The organism is Kribbella deserti (assembly GCF_042434725.1).
Classification (GTDB): Bacteria; Actinomycetota; Actinomycetes; order Propionibacteriales; family Kribbellaceae; genus Kribbella; species Kribbella deserti.
This window is the reverse complement of sequence record NZ_JBHLTC010000024.1, coordinates 39,556-58,684: the sequence shown is the minus strand read 5'-3', so window position 1 is coordinate 58,684 and position 19,129 is coordinate 39,556. Positions and strand designations below refer to the sequence as shown.

Genomic DNA, 19,129 nt, shown 5'->3' with positions numbered 1-19,129 from the left:
GGATTGAGCGGGCAGCAGCCTTATAACGCGTATCAGCCGCCGGTGGCTGGGCAAGGGCGCAAGAGTGGTGGGTTCGGCAAGGTGGTGCTGATCCTGCTTGGTGTGTTTTTGCTGATGATCGGTGGGTGTACGGCGGGTGTCGTCTACTTGAGCACCAAGGCCGGCAACAACAAGGACGAGCCGATGAAGCCGTCTGTGTTGGTGACGTTCAAGATCACGGGGACGAGTAAGAAGGTCACGTTGACGATCAATAACGGGCCGCCTGGGTTTTCGAGTGGGGTGTCGGTGCCGCCGCCGTACGAGACGTCGATCAAGGTGCCGCCGAATGGGCACGTGAATATGAATGCGCTCAACGGTGGTAGTGAGAAGGGCACGATCACGTGTTCGATCATCGTCAACAAGAAGGTTGTGTCGACGAAGACGGCCAAGGGGCCGGCCGAGATGGCGAGCTGCAGCTACACCTACATCCCTGCGAAGTAGGCCGTCCCCGCGAAGTAGGCCGATCGCGGAGCCAGCCGGACGACTTCGGCTCGAAGCCAGGACCGTCCGACGACTCGACGACTCAAGGGCTAGGCGGGGCGGCGGCTAGGCGGGGCTGGGGTGGGGGAGGGCGGCGTCGTAGCGGGTGGCGATGTCGGGGGTGACCGGGGTGAGGATGTAGCCGGTTTCCGCGTCGCCCATGGGGCGTACGGCGTCGGGCTGGTGGTGGGCGTAGTGGGCGATGTACGCGCAGACGATGGCGTCGATCGAGTCTTCGACGCGTGCGAGTTCGACCTTGCGCGTTGCCAGTGATACCGCCGTGCGGATGCGGTCCCAGTCCGCGCAGCGCGATACGTCTAACAGCGGTAGACCCTCTAGAAAGTCGAGCAGGCGGAGAAGCTCGCTACGGCAGTACGACGCGTCCCGGCCGGGTTTGTCCTTGTACTGCAGGATTTTCGGCAGCCCGAACAACGCCACGATCGCCGGATGCGGGTAGACCTCGACGGCCTGGCGTTCGACGCGTTCGAGGGAATCCACGCGCAGGCCGAGCTCCAGGGCGAGGCGGTAGGCCCGGCCGCCGTCGGCGAAATGCGGTAAGGCCAGGCTGGACGAGTGGCAGCCGGCGTTGTACTTGCCGAAGTACTTCGTCACCAGGCTCTCGCACGGCCGGTTGCCGGTAGCGTTCCGTACGACGAGGGGCGCGTCCATCGCGACCAGGCAGGGCCCGTCGGTCCACGGGCGCAACCACTCGAGGATCTCGTCGTCGGTACGTCGTTCCGTCGCCGCGAGCAACCGTCCCGACTCGTCCGCCACGGCGAGCCCGGTGATGCCCTTCAACCCCCAGGCGAGATCGACCCCGACGAAATACACCGGCACATGCTGCCACAACGGGTCAGAATGTCGAATGTGACAGCGAGCGAGCGGGCCATCGAGCATGTGGCGGGCCAGGTGAAATCCGGATCGCCGGTGCACCCAGAGCTTCGGATCACGCTGAACTTCCATCCCGATCGACTCCACGATGGCAGGCTCATGCTGGCGAAGCTGGTTGCCGACGGCGTCTACCTGTCCCAGTTCGCCACCGCCACCAGCAACGGCGGTCTGACCGCGCATCCGGGCGGCGATCGATGGCGGTGGGAGAGCCGGATTTTCGGCGGCGTGTACGACGACTCGCCGCCGCGGGAGCGTCCCGTGTACGGCGCGCTGAACTTCCGGCGGAGGTCCGTCGGTGCCGCCCCGCGATTCGGCTCGGCGCATTTCCGCCTCACGGCCGAGGCGGTCCACAGGTCGACTTTCTGCTATCCCGACAGTTGGCTGGAGCCGACGGCCTTCGGCGTCGCCGACCGCATGCCGCTGATCGCCCTGGCCGAGGCCGACCGCCAGGCCGCGCTCACCGCCGACGACCCGCACGAGTACGACGAACTCAACGACTACATCGAGGCCCAGACCCATGGACCGGTCCGCCTTGATACCGACGTCGAGGCCCTCGTACTCGACCCCTGCTACCGCGGCACAGAAGTCGAAGCGGTAGCGGCCGAACTACCCTGCCTGATCGAGTGGCATCCGGGTTTCCGCCTCCACGTCGACGAGTTGGTCAAGCACCCGGACTATCGCGGGCAGCAGTACGTCGACCTGGGCCTGCGGATCGCCGAGCACGGCTGGCTGGACCCGTACGTGATCGGCAAGGCCGTACGGGAGCATGATCCGCAGGACGTCAAGAAGGTCTGGCACTACCTGGCGCGGTTCAGCTGATCTTCCAGAGGATGACGTCGTGGCAGTGCTTGGCCTTGTCGTTGCCGCGGAAGGCCACCTCGTACGAACGGCCGCCGGCCTGGATCGCGATCTCCGAGGTTGAGGCCCACTTGCCGAACATCGACTTGTCCGCGATGAACGACACGCTCTGCACCTTGGCGTAGGGGATCGAGGTCAGCGCCGTCCGCTTCCCGGCGAACGAGTTGTCCTGGATGATCACGCGCCGGTCGGTCAGGCCGATGAAGCCGGTGCCGGTACCGATCGCGTCGTACACCGCGATCACCGTCTCGCCCTGCAGCAGGCCGGACGCGACCTTGTCGAACTGGTCCTTCTTGTCATAGACAGGCTGGCTCATGGGGGGTGAGACGCACGCGGGCTACGATCGGTTCACATGTGGATACCACCGTTGCCGCGCGCACTTCAGTGGGATCACAACGCCTACTACCATGACTGGCTGCTGGACCAGATTCCGCGACAGGGCGGGCGAATGCTCGACGTCGGTTGCGGGCACGGTGTGCTGGCTCGCCGCCTCGCCGAGCGGGCCGAACACGTGGATGCGATCGACGCCTCACCCGTCATGATCGACCAGGCCAAGAACGTCAGCGCCTCGCGGGGCAACATCCGCTGGATCCTCGGCGACGTACTCCAGGCCGACCTTCACCCCGACGGGTACGACGTCGTCACGGCCGTCTCCAGTCTTCACCACCTCCCGCTTCGCGACGGGTTGACCCGCCTCGCTGGGCTCGTACGACCTAACGGCGTACTCGTCGTGATCGGGCATTACCGTGCCGCGAAGGCCACCGACAAGGCAATGGAGATCGCGAACCTGGCGGGCAATGCCGCGATGGGCGCGTACCTGGCCGCTCGGGGGAAGGCGGGAAAGCCGCACGACGACGGCATGCCGATCAAGGACCCGAAGGACACCCTCGCGGAGATCCAGCAGGTGGCCGGCGAGCTGATGCCGGGAGTGCGAATCCAGCGCCGGATGTACTGGCGATATTCCCTGCTCTGGCGTCGGCCCGGCGCGACATACTGACCCATGAGTACCGAAGACCGGGAACACCTCGGCTCGTTCCGTACCGCCGATATCGAGCAGCAGGACGCGGCCCGGCTGGCCGCAGTGCTCGACGTCGGATCTGGTACGGGCGAAGAGGTCGTCGCGATGCACGCCATCACCGGTCGCGCGGCCGGCGTCGAACCAGGCCCGGGCCTTCGCCAGGAGGCGCTCCGCCGCGCCGGCGAGATCCACCCGCAGGCTGTTGTGAGCCACGAGATCGAGTACGTGGAGGGGGACGCGACGAACCGCGCACCTGATGAGCCAGTCCGCGAACCCGCTCGCCGGTCGCCAGCTGCGCGGGCTGCTCGCCGACGCCGGAGTGCCGGTGGACGACGAGACCGCCGCGACCTGGATCGAGCCGCAGGAAGGCGCCAACGAGGGATTCCTCCAGGTGATGATCCCGACCTCCGTCGCAGCTGGTGTCATAACGCCTGACGAGGCGAAGGCGTTCCAGACCGGCCTGACCGAGGCGGCGGCGCGTGGCGCGTTCCACTTCTCGCTCCCGATGTACGGCGCCGCCGGGTCGAAGTCGTCCGCGTGACAGCGGTCAGCTCTTAGGGCCGAGCTTGTGGACTACGACGCCGGACTTGAACGTCGTACTGCCCAGGTGCTGCAAGTGGGTCGTGTCGAGGCCGTCGAACAGCCGGTCGCCGCGACCGGCGATGACGGGGAAGACCCAGAAGTGGAACTCGTCCACCAGGTTCGCCGCCAGCAGTGCCTTCGAGAACGAACCGGTGCCGTACTTCATCAGGTTCTTCCCGTCCTGCGCCTTCAGATCGCGAACGGCCTCGACCGCGTCGCCGGGCAGCACGGTCGAGTTCCACTCGAGGTCGCCCGTCAGCGTGGTCGAGGCGACGTGCTTGGGCATCTCGTTGATGCGATCGGTGAACGGGTCACCGCTGCGCGACATCCAGGCCGGGGCGAATCCCTCGTAGGTCTCGCGGCCGAGGACCAGGGCGTCGGCGCCGAAGAGCAGCTCGCCGGCGTAGTTGGCGTACTCGTCGTCGAAGTACTTCAGGCTCCAGTTCTGCGGTTCGTTGATGGTGCCGTCGAGGGTGACGTACGTGGACTCGATGAGCTTCCTCATGATGATCTCCAGATCTCAGGGCTGTACGGATGAGTGGTGCGGGCCGTGCGAAGTGCGGTTGCCCACCAGGACAGCTGGTCCAGGGTGGTCTTGACCGCGGCCTCGTAGTCCGGCGAGGGGCGGGGCCACGTGCCATCGGCGGCGAAGCGGTCCCAGTAGCTCGGCAACCCGATGTGGTTGCCGATCGTGACGGCGTGCAGTTCGGTGAAAACCAGCCGGAGTTGCGCGACGGCCTGGCGGCCTCCGGACTCCCGGCCGTACGAGACGAACGCGACCGGCTTCGCGTGCCACTCCTGGTAGTACCAGTCGATGGCGGTCTTGAGCGGCGCCGGAAAACTGCCGTTGTACTCGGGGGTGACCAGCACGAAGGCGTCCGCCGCGGCGAGCCGAGGGGCCAGGGCCGCCACCGGCTCGGGTACCTCGTCGCCGAGATCGTTCAGCTCCGCTGGCAAGCCGGCCTGGGCGAGGTCGATCACGTCGACCTCCAGGTCGTGCCGCCGCCGGGCCCGGGCGGTGAACCAGTCGGCCGCCGTCGGCCCGAACCGGCCGGTCCGGGTGCTGCCGATGATGACCGCCAGCCGCAGTTTCTCCGCCGAGTCCATCTCGGTGCCTCCTTCCTTCCGGTTCGTTGGCACCACTTAACCCCGACCCACTTACCGAATCCTTTCGCTCACCCGGCCGGCCGTCGTAAGCTGAAGTCGAGTAACCATTAATAGCCTAATAAAGGGTTACTCAGATGCGATGAGAGGAGAGATCCCTGATGCGTTCGGCCAAGACGCGACACCGTTCTCGCGAGGCGGACGGGCTGCAGATCCACTACCGCGAGGCGGGGGTGCCCTCGTCCACGGCGGTACTGCTGCTGCACGGCTTCCCCACCTCGTCGTACTCCTTCCGCGAGGTGATGCCCACGCTCGGCGAGCACGCGTACGTCATCGCTCCCGACCTGCCCGGGTTCGGGTTCTCGGACGCGCCAACGGACTACACCTTCGAGCGACTGTCGTACGTGATCGAGGCCCTGGTCGCCGACCTCGGCATCGAGCGCTACGTGCTGTACGTGACCGACTTCGGTACCCCGGTCGGCTACTTCCTGGCGATGCGCCATCCCGAGCGCGTGCTGGCCCTCGTGGTTCAAAACGGCAACACCCATGAGGACGGTTTGAACGAGGCGTGGGACGCGCCGCGCCGGTTCTGGGCCGATCCGAGCGAGGAGAATCGGGCCGCTCTGCCCGAGTGGCTGAACTTTCCCGGGACGCGCGATCAGTACCTCGGCGGGTTGCGGCAGGAGTTGCGCGAGCTACAACCACCTGAGTCCTGGCATCTCGACTGGGGGCGGCTCTCGCGCCCCGGCAATATCGACCTCCAGTTCCAGCTCTTCTACGACTACCGCAACCACGTCGCCCGGTTCGCGGACATCGCCGCCTACCACCAGGAGCACCAGCCGCCGTGCCTGTTGCTCTGGGGCCGGCACGACCCGTTCTTCGACATAGCGGAGGTGCTGGCCTATCACCGGGACATGGCCGCGCTCGACGCGCACATCTACGACGGCGGCCACATGCTCCTGGAGACGCACGCCGCCGAAGTGGCCGACCTGCTCGTCACCTTCGTCAACGACGTACGCGTCCCAGCCTTGCGATGACCGACACCACCCAGTGGACCGATGACCACTTCGTCGGCGGCGATCTCGCGCTGGACTTCGCGAACACCGTCTTCCGCCGTACGCCGGAACTCGGCCGCGACCTACTCGACAGTCCTGAGGCATTGAGTAGTTGGTTCGGGCATGCCGGCCTGTTGCCGGCCACAGAAAGCCGCTGCGACGGCTCCACCCTGCGCAAGGCGCGAGAACTGCGCGGGCTGCTCTGGCGGATTTTCGATGAGCAGAGGCACGACCGCCCGCTACCCACCGATGCTTTGTCCGATCTGCTCGGGATGGCACAAGCCGATCTGGACGGGGTAGTGGCGGCCGACGGCACGGTGACTCCACAGACTGCGGCGGGGGCGTGCTCAGCCGTCGCGCTCCGGGCGATCCGGCTCGCGCTGAACCCGCCGGCCCGGCCGGTTCGCGCGTGTGACCGGTGCGGCTGGTTCTTTTTCGACACCTCTCGGGGCCGGCGCCGCCGCTGGTGCAGCATGCAGACCTGCGGCAACCAGGCGAAGGCCGCCCGCTATCGCTCGATGCACTGAGGGGCCGAGGGATGAACGGGCGGCGGGCTAGTCTCCCGGCTATGCGTTTTGGGGTGCTCGGATCGGTGGCCGCGTGGACCGCCACGGGTGAGGCCGTCGCCGTTCCCGGGGTGAAGGTCCGGGCGTTGCTGGCGGATCTGCTCGTGCACGAGGGCCGGGCGGTTTCGGCCGATCGGCTGATCGAAGACCTGTGGGGTGACGACCAGCCGGCCAATCCGATCGCGGCCCTCCAGGTGAAGGCCTCCCAACTCCGCCGGGCCCTCGAAGACGCCGAACCGGGCGCGCGGGACCTCGTCGTCTCGGGCCCGGCCGGCTACTGGCTGGCGACGGATCAAATCGACGCCCGCGAGTTCCAGGCATTGCTCGCGCAGAACCGGCCCGAACAGGCCGAGGCCCTTTGGCGCGGCCCGGCGTACGCGGATTTCGCTGACCACGAGTTCACCCGCGCCGCCATCACCCGGCTGACGGAACAACGCCTGACAGCCCGGGAGGACCATGCCGAGGCCCGGCTCGAACGAGGTGAGCACCATCGCGTGGCGGACGAGCTGACCGACCTGGTCGCGGCCAACCCGCTGCGCGAACGCCTCCGGGCCATTCACCTCAAGGCGCTGTACGGCGCGGGGCGGCAGGCCGAGGCGCTCGCCGGGTTCGACCAGCTCCGCAACCTCCTCGCGGAAGAACTCGGACTAGACCCGAGCCCGGCCCTGACTGAACTCCACCGGTCCATGCTCAACCAGGACCCCGATCTCACGATGACCCAGGCTCATCGCCGTACGAGCAATCTGCCGGCCGAACGGTCCGAGCTGATCGGTCGCGAGCAGGCCGTCGCCGACGTACGCGAACAACTGCGCGAGCACCGGCTGGTCACGTTGACCGGTCCGGGTGGGGTCGGCAAGACCCGGCTGGCGATCGCGGTGGCGTCCGGGTTGATCGATCGGTATCGCGACGGCGTTCGCTGGGTTGAGCTGGCCGCGGTTGAGGCGCCCGGCGCGCTCGATGCGAAGGCCTCGCTGACCGAGGTGATCCTGACCGCGCTGGATGCCGGCCAACCGACGCAGGCGGCGGCGGATCCACTCACGGCGGCGGTGGAATCGCGCGAACTGTTGGTTGTCCTGGACAACTGTGAGCATCTGATCGACGAGATCGCGGAGCTGGCCGATTCGTTGCTAGAGGCAACACCCGGCGTGCGGCTGCTGGCGACCAGCCGCGAAGGCCTCGCCCTCCCCGGCGAGGTGGTCTGGAACGTGCCACCTCTCGACGTACCGGAAACCCCGGAGCTGACCAGCTTGTCCGAGTCCGGCGCCGCGAGGTTGTTCGTGGCCAGGGCCCAGGCCGCCGATCGGTCGTTCCGGCTGGACGAGTCCACGGCGCAGGCGGTATCGACCATCTGCCGCCGCCTCGACGGTATTCCGCTCGCGCTGGAGCTGGCCGCCAACCGCGTCCGGGCTCTCGGCGTACAAGGGCTGGTCGATCGGCTCGACGACCGGTTCCGGCTGCTCGCCACGGGACATCGCGGCGCGGCCCCGCGGCAGCAGACCCTGCTGGCGATGATCGACTGGAGCTGGGAACTACTGACCGACGAGGAACGAACCGCCCTGCGCCGCCTCGCGATCCACGTCGACGGCTGTACGGCGGAAGCGGCCGTGGCCATCGGTGCGGACGAAGGTGTGCTGGCGCGACTGGTCGACCGCTCCCTGGTGGTTCCGGTGCACACCGCCGATGGCCCGCGCTATCGGCTGCTCGAGTCGATCGCGGCGTACGGTGTCGAGCGTTTGCATGAAGCGGGGGAGTACGACGAGCTGCGCGCGGCCCATCACCGGTACTACCTCGACCAGGCCGAGCGAACCGCGAAGAGGTTGTACGGCGCGGACCAGCGGCGCGCGCTGACCTGGTTCGACGCCGAGGCGGGCAATCTGCGCAGCGCGCTCGACGGCGCGGTGGCCGACGGTGATGGCGCTCGGGCATTGCGGCTGGTCGAGTCGATGGCCTGGTACTGGTTCGTCCGTGGCCGCCTCGTCACCGCCCGCCAGGCCATCTCGGCGGTGCTGGCGATCAACGCAGGGCCGGCCGACGCGAAGGCGCGGATCAGGGCCTGGCAGGACGGATTCGCCAGCCTGCACGGGGAAGACGTCGCCGTCGATCTCAGCGGGCTCGACGGGCTCGACCGGGCCCGAGCCGCGTGGTTCCTCGCGTACGGCCGGATCGATCTAGGCGATATCGCCGGGTGCGACGAGTTGCTGACCGACGCCTTGCAGACGTTCCAGCAGTACGGCGACCGCTGGGGCGAGGCCGCCGTACTGGCGTCCCGGGCGAAGCTGGCCCACGTACGCGGCGATTTGGACGCGCTCGCTCGCGACGGTGGACGCAGCCTCAAGCTCTTCACCGAAAAGGGAGATCTCTGGGGACGATTGCAGGCGATCGATTGGCTTGGCGCGCGGGCCGAACTTGTGGGCGACTACGCCGAGGCGGCACGCCTGCTGCTGGACGGCCTGCACCTGGCCGAAGACCTCGGCTTGTGGCCGGAGGTGGCCGGCCGGCTTGCGTTCCTGGGATGGATCGAGGTGCAGCGCGGTGAATACGCGGCCGCCCGGCGGTACGCCGAACGCGCCTTGCAGATCGCCGCGGATCACGGTCAACTCGCCGGTCAGGTCCTGCCGCGCATCGCGCTGGCCTTCGCCGCGCGCCGGCTCGGTGATCTCGACGCGGCCCTGCGGGGATTGCGCGAGTTGATCGACGAGGCCGGCGACAGCGCTCTCTACCTGCCGCTGGTACAGGTCGAGCTGGGCTACGTACTCGAACTCCAGGGCGACCTGACGCAGGCCCGGGCGCTGCACGAGGCCGCCTACGCCACGGCTGTGGCGGCCGATTCCAAACGCAGCATGGCCTTCGCGCTCGAAGGTCTGGCCAGCGTCCTGGCGGTTGCTGGAAGCAACGAGTCTGCTGCCGAGTTGCTCGGGGCAACCACCTCGGGCCGCGCCGAAGCCGGTATGCCGCGGTCGGCACCGGAGCAAGCCGACGCGGATCGAACGGCCGCCAGGGCCCGGGCGGCTCTCGGCCCCGACGAGTTCGAGGCCCGGGTGGCCGCAGGGGCGAAGCTGGCCCTTCGGGATGCCTCGGCCCGGTCCGCGACATAGGGTGGAACGCATGAGCAGAGTGCTGATCACGAACGATGACGGCATCGCCGCGCCCGGCCTGCGGCATCTCGCGATCGAGGCGGTGGCGGCCGGACACGAGGTGGTGATCGCGGCGCCCGCGGCCGAGGCCAGCGGTATGGGTACCGCGCTGAGCGCCTACACCGACGACGACCGCGTGGTGGTCGAGCGGCACCAGCTCGACGGTCTCGACGGCGTCACGTCGTACGGCGTGGCCGCGACGCCGAGCTACATCGTGATCATGGCGATGGCCGGTGCCTTCGGGCCGGAGCCGGAGATCGTGCTGTCCGGGATCAACCGCGGCGCGAACGCCGGCCGCGCCGTACTGCACTCGGGCACGGTCGGAGCGGCCTTCGCCGCGGCGACGTACGGACTGCCCGCGCTGGCGGCCTCGCTCGACGTACTCTCACCTCTCGACGCCTCTACCGGCGGTAACCGCCTCCAGGTGCTCAACGCGATGGCGGACGCCTCGCACAACTGGGCCGCCGCCGCGGCGTACATCCGCTCCGTACTGCCCGGGCTGCGCGACGGCTGGGTGGTGAATTTGAACGTTCCGGATCTGCCGGCGGAGAAGATCCTCGGCTTGCGCAAAGCGAAGCTGGCCGAATTCGGTCAGGTGCAGATGGCCGTCGCGGAGACCGGCGACGACTTCGTCCGGGTGGCGGTCGAGGAACGCGGTGGCCGCGAGGAGGAAGGCACCGATCTCGCCTGGCTGGCCGACGGTTACGCCACCTACACGGCGGTCAAGGCCGTCGGCGTGGACGAGGAATTCACCCTGCCCTGAAGCCAAGCCGAAACCAGCCCCGAAGACGGCTTTGCCCTTGGACGGGGGACACGTCGGGCGCGCTGCCGTACCAGCTGCTGGACGGTAGCCTCGAAAGGCCTCCCATCTGTGTCCGGACCCCAACCGGGTGTGACATATTTCAGGCAAGCAGGTGTGACGCACGTGAGTGAGGGGTAAGCAGTGACGGATGAGGCAGGTGGGAAACATGGTCCACCGCCACCGGAAGCCCTCGAGGCGCGTCTTCGCGGACTCGCCGACGCTGTCGACGCGCTGGCCGCACAGGCCCGGCGTGTTGCCGAGGTAGAACATCAACGGGCCGTGATCGCGCTGCGGTCGGTGCCCGAGGCGACCCCCGACGCTCGCTCCGTGGTCGAAAACGCTGTCCAGGAAGCCATCGACAGCCACGCGCCGGTGGCATCCCGGCTGGCCGCCGACCTCGCGCCGGGATTGGCTTCGCTCAATACGGCGAGCCCGGCCTGGCAGTCCCGTGAGTACGTCGGCGCCGGCGTCGCGGCGCACGCGCGCGTCGGTGAGCTGTCGGTCGGCAAGGACACCACCGTGCCGGTGGTCGCGCCGCTGCTTGGCACCACCGGCTGGAAAGTCACCTCGGATCGCGGCCAGACGGCGCATCGCCTGCTGCAGAGCACGGCCCTGCGCCTGATCGCGAGCGCCGAGCCGTTCCGCCTGCGCGTGGACGCCTTCGATCCGCGCCTGACCGGGGCGATGGGTCTGCTCGGGCATCTGACCACGAAGTACCCGCAACTGGTGCCTCGCGCGGGTCATACCGAGGAGCAGTTGCAGATCACCCTGTCCGGTCTGGTCGACGTGTCCTCGATGCGGGCCAGCCGGATGGCGCAGCTCGGTCATCGCAGCTTCGAGCAGCTCCTGCGCGACACGGGCCGCGTGACCGATCCGTATCGGCTGCTGGTGCTTTTCGACTACCCGGCCGGGGTGGACGCGCGCGCCCAGCGCGACCTGATCCGGCTGGCCGAGACCGCCGCCGATCGCGGGATCTGCTTCCTGGTGCACCACGATCCAGCCGCGAAGATCGAGCACGACGTGGAACCGGCCGCCTTCCTGAAGATGCTCGCGCCGGTCACGATCTCGGGTGGTCGCGTCGAGGTGGCGCACCTGCCTGGGATCGGCGCCCGCCTGGACGAGCCGTTCGAGGCGCATGTCGCGGCGGGCCTGTGCGACGTGGTCGCCGAACTGGCCGATCGCGCCGTACTGCCCACCATCGAATTCGCCGGCACGTTGCCAGATCGGGCCGACTGGTGGCAGCCGGTCCGCGACGAACTGAGCTCCGTCATCGGGTACGACGACCGCACCCCGGCGGAGGTCCGCCTGCGCAGCGGTAACCCGGCGCTGCCGCACGTACTCGTGGGTGGTGCCGTCGGCCAGGGGAAGTCGAACCTGCTGCTCGTGCTCATCCACGGTCTGGCCGCGCGGTATGCGCCGGGTGACCTGGAGATGTACCTGCTCGACTTCAAGCACGGTGTCGAGTTCTCCGCTTTGGGGCCGGCCGTGGGCCGTCCACATTGGCTTCCGCATGTCCGCGTACTGGGGGTGCACAGCGACCGGCCGTTCGGTCTGGCGGTGTTGCGTCACCTGTCGGACGAGTTGGCCCGCCGCAGTGAGGTCTTCAAGGCGCAAGGCCTCGCGGATATCTCCGAGCTTCCGGCCGGGCCGGATCGGCCGCCGCGCATTCTCGTCGTACTGGACGAGTTCCAGGTGCTGCTGGAAGACGACGACGAACTGGCCGACGAGGCTGCGAAACTCCTTGAGCGGCTGGTTCGCCTCGGTCGCGCGTACGGCGTGCACGTGGTGCTGGCGACGCAGACGATCGAAGGCGTCAAACGGCTCGCCACCCGGCGCGACTCGATCTTCGGCCAGGTGCCGTACCGGATCGCGCTGAAGACGACGCCGACCGACTCCCAGGCCATCCTGCGCACGGGGAACACCGCGGCGGCCGAGCTGCAGTTCCGCGGTGAGGCCGTACTGAACGCGAACTTCGGTTCCCCGGACGACAACCAGCACATCCTGGTGAGCTTCGCGGACCGGGACCTGCTCGACAAACTGCGGCACGAGCTGTGGAGCAAGGCCGAGTCGAGCCGTCCGCCGCGAGTGTTCAACTTGGCCGAACCGGCGCGACTGGCCGAGACGGTGCTCGCCACCCGGCCGCGTTCTTCCGGTGCCGGCACGGTGCACGCGTGGGCTGGGCTGCCGATCGCCGTCACGGAAGAACCAGTCACGGTCGAGGTCAGGCCCGAACCAGGCGCGGGCGTACTCGTACTCGGAGATGGCGCCACCGACGCTCTCGGCACGTTGTCCGGCCTCGCGATCTCGACGGCCGTGGCATCGCCGGCGCCGCCGCGGTTCATCGTGATCGACGGTACGGGTGGCGAGGAGTCGACCAGCGAAGGCAAGTCCGCGATGGTCCAGACCCTGCAACGGCTCGGCTGCGCGGTCGAACTGGTGGATCACCCCGACGCGATCGGGGAACGCCTTTTCGCCCTGCGCGACTCCATCAAGGACGGCCAGGTGCCGGGTCCGACGTACCTGATCGGAATGGGAATGCACAGCGTGCCGAGGATGACCCTGCACGTGGAAGGCCGGTTCGAGAGCCCGGCCGACGCGTTGCAGCAGATCGTCAAGGACGGGCCCTCGCGTGGCGTGATCACCTTCGCCTGGTGGAACCGCCTGCACGTCTGCACCGAGCACCTCGGCTTCAAACGGGCGAACGTGGCGGTCCACCTTTTCCTGCGGCATCCGCAAGACGGCGTCAAGTCCGTGGCGGGCCCACTCGTGCGCTGGCCGTCCGAACCGCATCGGGGCCTGCTCTGGGACGGCCTGCATCCGGAACCGCCGGTCGTCGTACCGTTCGCGCCGTTGCGCTTCGACGAGGTCGACCGTTTCATCGGGCAGGTGGCGGGATGAGCCAGCCCTGGGAGACGTACGTCGCCTCGCTGCGGCAGCTGGCCACCGCGCGAGAGGCCGAGCAGCAGCGCCAGGCCCGGATCGCGACCAACCGGGCCAACGCGACCTCCAGCGCGAACGCCAACGTGAAGGCCGCGGCGGACCGGCGCGAACAACTGGAACGCCAGGTCCGCGACCTGGAGAAGTACGCCGCGCAGACACTCGCCGACGTGCAGGTGTCGAAGTTGGGGCCTAAGGCAACCATCAAGATGGCGCCGATCGACACGCTGGAAACCGCCAAGCGCGCCGTCACCTCGCTGACCCGGCAGCTCGGTGACACCGCCGATCTGTTGCTCAAGGCCCGTAAACGGCGGCAGGAGGCCCGCGATCTGCGGCGCAACCAGCTGCTCACCGCGGTGTTGCTGCTGGCCGGGTTCGTGCTGGTGAAGGTGGTCGGCGGGACCTGGGTGGACGCGCTGGTGGCGGTCGTACTGGCCCTGCTGGTTCTGCTGGTGGTGCGCGGCCAGACCATGTCGTACCTGTCGGGTCTGGTGGTCGCGGGCGCGCTGCTCGCCGTACTGGTGGTCCTGACCGCGATCGGAGGCAGCTGGTGGCTGTCGCTGATCGTCGCAGTCGTCGTGATCGGAGCCGCCGCGCTCTGGTCGGCCAAGGTTGGTTCGAGGAAGGGTAACTAGGGGTGTCGTCCGAGGTCGAGCAGTTGAAGGAGCACCTGTACCAGGTGTCGAACGAGGCGAAGCAGGCCGCCGCGGGCATGGGCGGGTTCAAGACGAAGTTCGCCCAGCACAGCGCCCAGGTCCAGTCGCTCATCCAGGGCACCGCCACCGGCGCCGACCAGGACATCACGCAGATCCTGGAGGCCGCGGGCAAAGCCGTCGAGTACGCGGCCGAGGCCCTGGAGATCGCCGCCGCCGGAGCGAAGAACTACGCCGACCAGATCTGAGGTGCAACCCGGGCCGAAACCGGGTATGACGTGTGGTGCGTCGAGGGCGTGTTCTGTCGAGTGGGTGGATTCGGGCGGTGAGCGATATCAAGGAGTTGCGGGTGGCGGAACAGTGGCCTCAGGCGCGCGTCGACCTCAGGTTGGCGACGGGTGCGAGCGTGACGGTGGAGGCGCTGGCCTCCTTCGACGCGCCGGACGGCCAGGTCGGGGTGGCGCTGGCGGGGGAGGGCGCTTTCTCGTTCGATCCGAATGACCCGGTGTCGGTGGGGGAGTTCGCGTTGTGGCTGGTGCGGCAGATCCCGGAGGCGATCGAGCCGCTGGACCTGGTGATCAGCTCCGCGACCGGTTCGGTCGAGCTGACCATCGAGCTGACCGCCGAGGAGGTCGCGCTCAGCACCGACTAGGCTCGGCCGCGGAGGTTCGAGTGTCGCGGGAAGAGTTGCGGGCCGATTGTGGCCGGTGTTTCGGGTTGTGCTGTGTCGCGCTGACGTTTTCGGTGTCGGCGGATTTTGCCATCAACAAGGACGCCGGCGAGCCCTGCCGCAACTTGGACGACGACTACCGCTGCGGTATCCATACGGAGCTCCGGCCGTCGGGCTTCGCCGGTTGCACCGTCTACGACTGCTTCGGCGCCGGGCAGAAGATCTCCCTCAAGACGTACGGCGGCCGCAGCTGGCGCGATGAGCCCAGCACCGCGAAGCAGATGTTCGACCTGCTGCCGGTGATGCGCCAGCTACACGAGCTGCTCTGGTATTTGGCCGAGGCCCAAACCCTGCCGCCCGCCAAACCCCTGCAGCAGGAACTCGCCGCCGCCGAGGCCGGTATCGAGGAGCTCACCCGGTTGCAGCCGGACGAGATCCTCGGCCTCGACGTGGCCGCGCATCGCCAGCAGGTGAACCAGCTGCTGCTGAAGACGAGTGAGCTGATGCGCGCCGGCGCCCGGGGAAAGCGGAAGGACAGGCGCGGCGCGGACCTCTTCGGGGCGAAGCTACGCGGCGCCGACCTCAACAAGGCCAACCTGCGCGGCGCCTACCTGATCGCGGCCGACCTCCGCGACGCCGATCTGCGCGGCGCGGACCTGATCGGCGCGGATCTGCGCGACGCCGATCTCAGCGGAGCCGACCTAACCGGCGCCTTCTTCCTCACCCAGTCCCAGCTCAACGCCGCCAAAGGCACAACCGCCACCAAACTCCCCGCTTCCCTCACCCAACCGGCTCACTGGCACTAACCCTCCGGCGTGTCATCGGACCCTTGTGACCAGGCGTGTCGGGATTCATCGGACGCTTGTTGCCTGAGAGCAGACTTGCTGGCAGCAGAAAAGCTGGGTTCCGGGGTCTGCCGCCGTGGATGGTGGGGGCATGGCTGATGAGAGCAAGATGCCTTCGTTCAGTGAGCAGGCCCGGCTGCAGTTGTTGCGGCGGCGGGTCGTCGTACTGGACGGGCAGTTGACCGATGACAACGGAACCTTGATCGCGACCCAACTCCTGACCCTGGCCGCGGAGGATCCCGACACCGACGTGGCGCTGTGGATCCACTCGCTGGGCGGATCCGTTCCCGCGATGCTGGCGATCCGGGACGTGATGCGGCTCTTGCCATGCGACGTGGCGACGGTCGCGCTGGGACTGGCCTGCAGTGCGGGACAGTTCCTGCTGTCCGCCGGGACGAAGGGCAAGCGGTACGCGCTGGCCCACTCGCGAGTGCTGATGCACCAGGGTTCGGCCGGTATCGGGGGATCCGCGGTGGAGATCGAGATCCAGGCGAACGACCTGCGGCATATCCGTGACACCGTGCTCCGGTTGATCTCGGAGGACACCGGGCAGCCGATGGAGACCGTTTTCGAGGACTCGCTGCACGACCACTGGTACACGGCCGAGGAGGCCCGCGAGTTCGGTTTTGTCGACCACATCGTCACCTCGTTCGACCAGGTGATGCCGCGGCACGCGGTAGAAGGAGAGACCACGCGATGAGCACCTACACGATTCCGAACGTGATCACCCAGAACTCGCGGGGTGAGCGGATCATGGACGTCTACTCGCACCTGCTGTCCGAGCGCATCATCTATCTCGGCACCGGTATCGACGCCGGGGTGGCGAACGCGTTGATCGCCCAGTTGCTGCACCTGGAGGCGGACAAGCCGGAGCAGGACATCAACCTGTACATCAACTGCGAGGGCGGCGACATGACCGCCATGCTCGCCATCTACGACACCATGCGGTTCATCAAGTCGCCGGTGGCGACGGTCTGCGTCGGTCAGGCGATCGCGGCCGGCGCGGTGCTACTGGCTGCGGGTGCGCCCGGGCGGCGGGCGATCCTGCCGCACGCGCGGGTCGTTCTGCACCAGCCGGCCGGTCGGGGCCAGGGCACGATCCCGGACCTGATCCTGCAGGCCGACGAGGTGGTTCGCGTTCGTAGCCAGGTCGAGTCGATCCTGGCCGAGCACACCGGCCAGACCATCGAACGCCTTCGCCACGACACCGATCGGGACCACGTGCTCACCCCGCAGGGAGCCCACGAGTACGGCATCGTCGACGAGGTCATCAAGCACCGGGACCTGGCCACCGCGCTCCAGCCGTCGTACGCCACCTCAGCCTGAGCCAACCGCCGTCAGGCCGTCAGGCCGTCGGGTGTGAGCGCCACCCGCACGGCCCGGCGGTCGGTCACACTGATCGGCCGGCTGGCGGCTGGGCCCGGTGGCCGACCGGCTCGAACAGGAGCACCGCACGATCCACGACGTACTCGAAGGTGTCGGCCAGGCCTTGGTGGCCCTGGTCAACGGTTCGGGCGGGCGTCAGGTGGTCGGGGTGGGGAGGAAGCCGCGCAGTTTCGGCATTCCTGCCAGCTGGGCGATCACCGCGAGGTGTTCGTACAGGCCTCGGGAAAGCCCACCACGCCGTGCAGCATCTCAGCCGCACGGGCGGGGTCGATTGTCGGCTAGTGGCGCCGATTGTGCCAGGTGGGCGGTTGAGCTGGCGGGGATCATCTGCACAGGATCTTCACGAGTTGTCCGCCAATCCCGCGCAGGGGGATTTCTAGGCTCGGCGCATGCCAGTCAAGGAAGCCTTTTGTGGGGGAGAACAGCGATGATCGAGGTACGTGGGCTGACCAAGCGGTACGGCGAGGTGCTGGCCGTCGACGACTTGAGCTTCGACGTCGAACAGGGCCTGGTGACCGGATTCCTCGGGCCGAACGGCGCCGGCAAGTCCACCACGATGCGAATGATGCTCGGGCTCGACCGGCCGACCTCCGGAACGGTGCTGGTCAACGGCCAGCCGTTCACCAGCTTCGCCGAACCGCTGCGCGAGGTCGGCGCCCTGCTCGACCCGGGTGCGGTTCATTCCGGTCGTACCGGGCGGAACCACCTGCGGATCGCCGCGCGGACGAACGGTATTCCGCTGAGCCGGGTCGAGGCGGTGATCGACCAGGTCGGCCTCGGTTCCGCGGCCCGGCGCCGGATCAAGGGCTACTCGCTCGGTATGCGCCAGCGGCTCGGGATCGCGGCCGCGTTGCTCGGTGATCCCCGGGTGCTGCTGTTCGACGAGCCGATCAACGGGCTCGACCTGGACGGCGTGCGCTGGATCCGCGAACTGCTACGCCGCCTCGCCGACGAAGGCCGCACGGTGCTGGTGTCCAGCCACCTGATGAGCGAGATGCAGCAGACCGCCGACCGGCTGGTCGTGATCGGCCGCGGCCGGTTGATCGCCGACGCGACCACGGCGGACATCCTGCGCGGCCTGGGCCGTCGCGAGGTACGGGTGCGCAGCTCCCAGCCGGATCTGCTGCTCAGTCGTCTCCGTGAGCACGGCCTCGTGGTCGAACGCGTCGAGCCGCAGGAGCTACGGATCGAGGGCAGTACGGCGGCTGAGGTCGGCGATCTCGCGTATGCCCTCGGCGTTGCGCTGCATCACTTGTCCGATGTCGAGCAATCCCTTGAGCAGGCGTTCATCGAGTTGACCAGCGACAGCGTGGAGTACCACGGCGGCCGGACCACCCAGGAGGTAGCACGATGACCGGACGGTTGTTCGCCCGCACCTGCGCCGCCGAGTGGACCCGGCTCTGGACGGTCAAGGCCACCTGGTGGTTCCTGGCCGCGGCGGCCGTGACGATGGTGGGCCTTGGTACGGTCGCGGGCTTCGACGCGAACGGGAATCCCAACGCACAAGGCGATTCGGCCTGGGTGGCGTCGAATTTCACCGCCGTACCGGCTCAGTTCGCCCTGCTCGCGCTCGTGCTCATCGCCGTCACGTCGGACTACGCCACGGGCGGGATCGTGCCGGCGCTGCAGTGGACCCCGCGGCGTACGGTGTTGTTCTTCGCCCGGACGATCGTGACGGTATTGGCCGCCACGGGCGTCGGCGTACTGCTGGCATCGGCGGCCGCGCTGGCCGGTTACACCGCCGCGCGACCGGCGCTCACCCTGCCTTTGAACGACCTGGACGTACTCGGCACCGTCGCGTTCGTCTTCGGGGCAGGCACGCTGCTGGCCGCTGGGCTGGGGTTCGTACTGCGGAACACGGCTGGTTCGCTGGTCGCGGTGTTCCTGCTGATTCTCGTGCTGCCGTTGATGTTGCCGCAGTTCGGCTACCGGTGGATGACCGACCTGGCCGATCTGATGCCAGGCACCAACGCGTTGTTCCTGCTGCTCGGGGAACCATCGTCGCGCGGGATGACAAACACCTCGGCGATGATCACCATGCTCGGCTGGGCCGTCGGCGCGCTGCTGCTCGGCTGGTTGCGGCTGATGCGGGACGACGCGAACCGATGA

Annotated in this window: 21 protein-coding genes; 17 read left to right on the top strand and 4 right to left on the bottom strand. The window is 68.1% G+C overall.

Annotation, left to right across the window (positions count from 1 at the left end):
• Positions 1-3 precede the first annotated feature (3 nt).
• A complete protein-coding gene (locus tag ACFFGN_RS20100; protein WP_380049814.1) occupies positions 4-480 on the top strand; it encodes a hypothetical protein in 477 nt (158 codons plus the stop codon).
• 105 nt (positions 481-585) lie between these two features.
• Here ACFFGN_RS20100 and ACFFGN_RS20095 read toward each other — a convergent pair whose 3' ends face one another.
• A complete protein-coding gene (locus tag ACFFGN_RS20095) occupies positions 586-1,350 on the bottom strand; it encodes a DUF429 domain-containing protein (protein WP_380049811.1) in 765 nt (254 codons plus the stop codon).
• A gap of 36 nt (positions 1,351-1,386) precedes the next feature.
• Here ACFFGN_RS20095 and ACFFGN_RS20090 point away from each other — a divergent pair, with 36 nt between their 5' ends.
• Positions 1,387-2,229, top strand: a complete 843-nt coding sequence (locus ACFFGN_RS20090; protein WP_380049809.1) for a DUF3626 domain-containing protein — start codon at positions 1,387-1,389, stop codon at positions 2,227-2,229.
• On the opposite strand, the gene ACFFGN_RS20085 is transcribed toward ACFFGN_RS20090, so the two are convergent.
• Positions 2,222-2,584 carry a PH domain-containing protein gene (locus ACFFGN_RS20085; protein WP_380049806.1) on the bottom strand — a complete coding sequence of 121 codons (363 nt, stop codon included), beginning with the start codon at positions 2,582-2,584 and terminating at the stop codon, positions 2,222-2,224. The two genes, ACFFGN_RS20090 and ACFFGN_RS20085, sit on opposite strands and share 8 nt — an antisense overlap.
• Positions 2,585-2,635: 51 nt before the next feature.
• On the opposite strand from ACFFGN_RS20085, the gene ACFFGN_RS20080 reads away from it, so the two are divergent.
• Positions 2,636-3,265 (top strand): class I SAM-dependent methyltransferase, encoded by a 630-nt coding sequence (locus ACFFGN_RS20080; protein ID WP_380049803.1) that lies wholly within the window; start codon positions 2,636-2,638, stop codon positions 3,263-3,265.
• A 277-nt stretch (positions 3,266-3,542) separates the two neighbouring features.
• Positions 3,543-3,827, top strand: a complete 285-nt coding sequence (locus ACFFGN_RS20075; RefSeq protein WP_380049800.1) for a methyltransferase domain-containing protein — start codon at positions 3,543-3,545, stop codon at positions 3,825-3,827.
• A gap of 6 nt (positions 3,828-3,833) precedes the next feature.
• On the opposite strand, the gene ACFFGN_RS20070 is transcribed toward ACFFGN_RS20075, so the two are convergent.
• Positions 3,834-4,373: a dihydrofolate reductase family protein gene (locus ACFFGN_RS20070; RefSeq protein WP_380049797.1), complete on the bottom strand. Its 540-nt coding sequence runs from the start codon at positions 4,371-4,373 to the stop codon at positions 3,834-3,836.
• The gene (locus ACFFGN_RS20065; RefSeq protein ID WP_380049795.1) at positions 4,370-4,975 is read right to left on the bottom strand and encodes an NADPH-dependent FMN reductase; all 606 of its coding nucleotides are present in this window, start codon (positions 4,973-4,975) and stop codon (positions 4,370-4,372) included. The genes ACFFGN_RS20070 and ACFFGN_RS20065 overlap by 4 nt, the downstream gene beginning before the upstream one ends.
• Before the next feature lie 158 nt (positions 4,976-5,133).
• Here ACFFGN_RS20065 and ACFFGN_RS20060 point away from each other — a divergent pair, with 158 nt between their 5' ends.
• From ACFFGN_RS20060 to ACFFGN_RS20000, 13 genes are all read left to right on the top strand, one after another.
• On the top strand, positions 5,134-6,009 hold the full coding sequence (locus ACFFGN_RS20060) for an alpha/beta fold hydrolase (protein ID WP_380049792.1): 876 nt from the start codon (positions 5,134-5,136) through the stop codon (positions 6,007-6,009).
• Positions 6,006-6,554, top strand: a complete 549-nt coding sequence (locus tag ACFFGN_RS20055) for a CGNR zinc finger domain-containing protein (RefSeq protein WP_380049789.1) — start codon at positions 6,006-6,008, stop codon at positions 6,552-6,554. The genes ACFFGN_RS20060 and ACFFGN_RS20055 overlap by 4 nt, the downstream gene beginning before the upstream one ends.
• A 41-nt stretch (positions 6,555-6,595) precedes the next feature.
• Positions 6,596-9,688, top strand: coding sequence for an AfsR/SARP family transcriptional regulator (locus ACFFGN_RS20050; RefSeq protein WP_380049786.1), 3,093 nt, complete (start codon positions 6,596-6,598; stop codon positions 9,686-9,688).
• Between the two features lie 10 nt (positions 9,689-9,698).
• Entirely contained in the window at positions 9,699-10,490 is a 792-nt protein-coding gene (gene surE / locus ACFFGN_RS20045; protein ID WP_380049784.1) for a 5'/3'-nucleotidase SurE, read from the top strand.
• A gap of 180 nt (positions 10,491-10,670) precedes the next feature.
• Positions 10,671-13,427: an FtsK/SpoIIIE domain-containing protein gene (locus tag ACFFGN_RS20040; protein ID WP_380049782.1), complete on the top strand. Its 2,757-nt coding sequence runs from the start codon at positions 10,671-10,673 to the stop codon at positions 13,425-13,427.
• Positions 13,424-14,101 (top strand): hypothetical protein, encoded by a 678-nt coding sequence (locus ACFFGN_RS20035; protein WP_380049779.1) that lies wholly within the window; start codon positions 13,424-13,426, stop codon positions 14,099-14,101. The genes ACFFGN_RS20040 and ACFFGN_RS20035 overlap by 4 nt, the downstream gene beginning before the upstream one ends.
• A gap of 2 nt (positions 14,102-14,103) precedes the next feature.
• Positions 14,104-14,367, top strand: coding sequence for a hypothetical protein (locus ACFFGN_RS20030; protein ID WP_380049776.1), 264 nt, complete (start codon positions 14,104-14,106; stop codon positions 14,365-14,367).
• Positions 14,368-14,444: 77 nt separating this feature from the next.
• Complete coding sequence (locus ACFFGN_RS20025; protein ID WP_380049773.1) at positions 14,445-14,771, top strand: hypothetical protein; 327 nt, start codon at positions 14,445-14,447, stop codon at positions 14,769-14,771.
• Between the two features lie 20 nt (positions 14,772-14,791).
• Positions 14,792-15,595 carry a pentapeptide repeat-containing protein gene (locus ACFFGN_RS20020; protein WP_380049770.1) on the top strand — a complete coding sequence of 268 codons (804 nt, stop codon included), beginning with the start codon at positions 14,792-14,794 and terminating at the stop codon, positions 15,593-15,595.
• Between the two features lie 130 nt (positions 15,596-15,725).
• On the top strand, positions 15,726-16,334 hold the full coding sequence (locus tag ACFFGN_RS20015) for a ClpP family protease (protein ID WP_380049767.1): 609 nt from the start codon (positions 15,726-15,728) through the stop codon (positions 16,332-16,334).
• On the top strand, positions 16,331-16,960 hold the full coding sequence (locus ACFFGN_RS20010) for a ClpP family protease (RefSeq protein WP_380049764.1): 630 nt from the start codon (positions 16,331-16,333) through the stop codon (positions 16,958-16,960). Before ACFFGN_RS20015 ends, ACFFGN_RS20010 begins: the two co-directional genes overlap by 4 nt.
• A gap of 487 nt (positions 16,961-17,447) precedes the next feature.
• Positions 17,448-18,374 carry an ABC transporter ATP-binding protein gene (locus tag ACFFGN_RS20005; RefSeq protein WP_380049761.1) on the top strand — a complete coding sequence of 309 codons (927 nt, stop codon included), beginning with the start codon at positions 17,448-17,450 and terminating at the stop codon, positions 18,372-18,374.
• Complete coding sequence (locus tag ACFFGN_RS20000) at positions 18,371-19,129, top strand: hypothetical protein (protein ID WP_380049759.1); 759 nt, start codon at positions 18,371-18,373, stop codon at positions 19,127-19,129. Before ACFFGN_RS20005 ends, ACFFGN_RS20000 begins: the two co-directional genes overlap by 4 nt.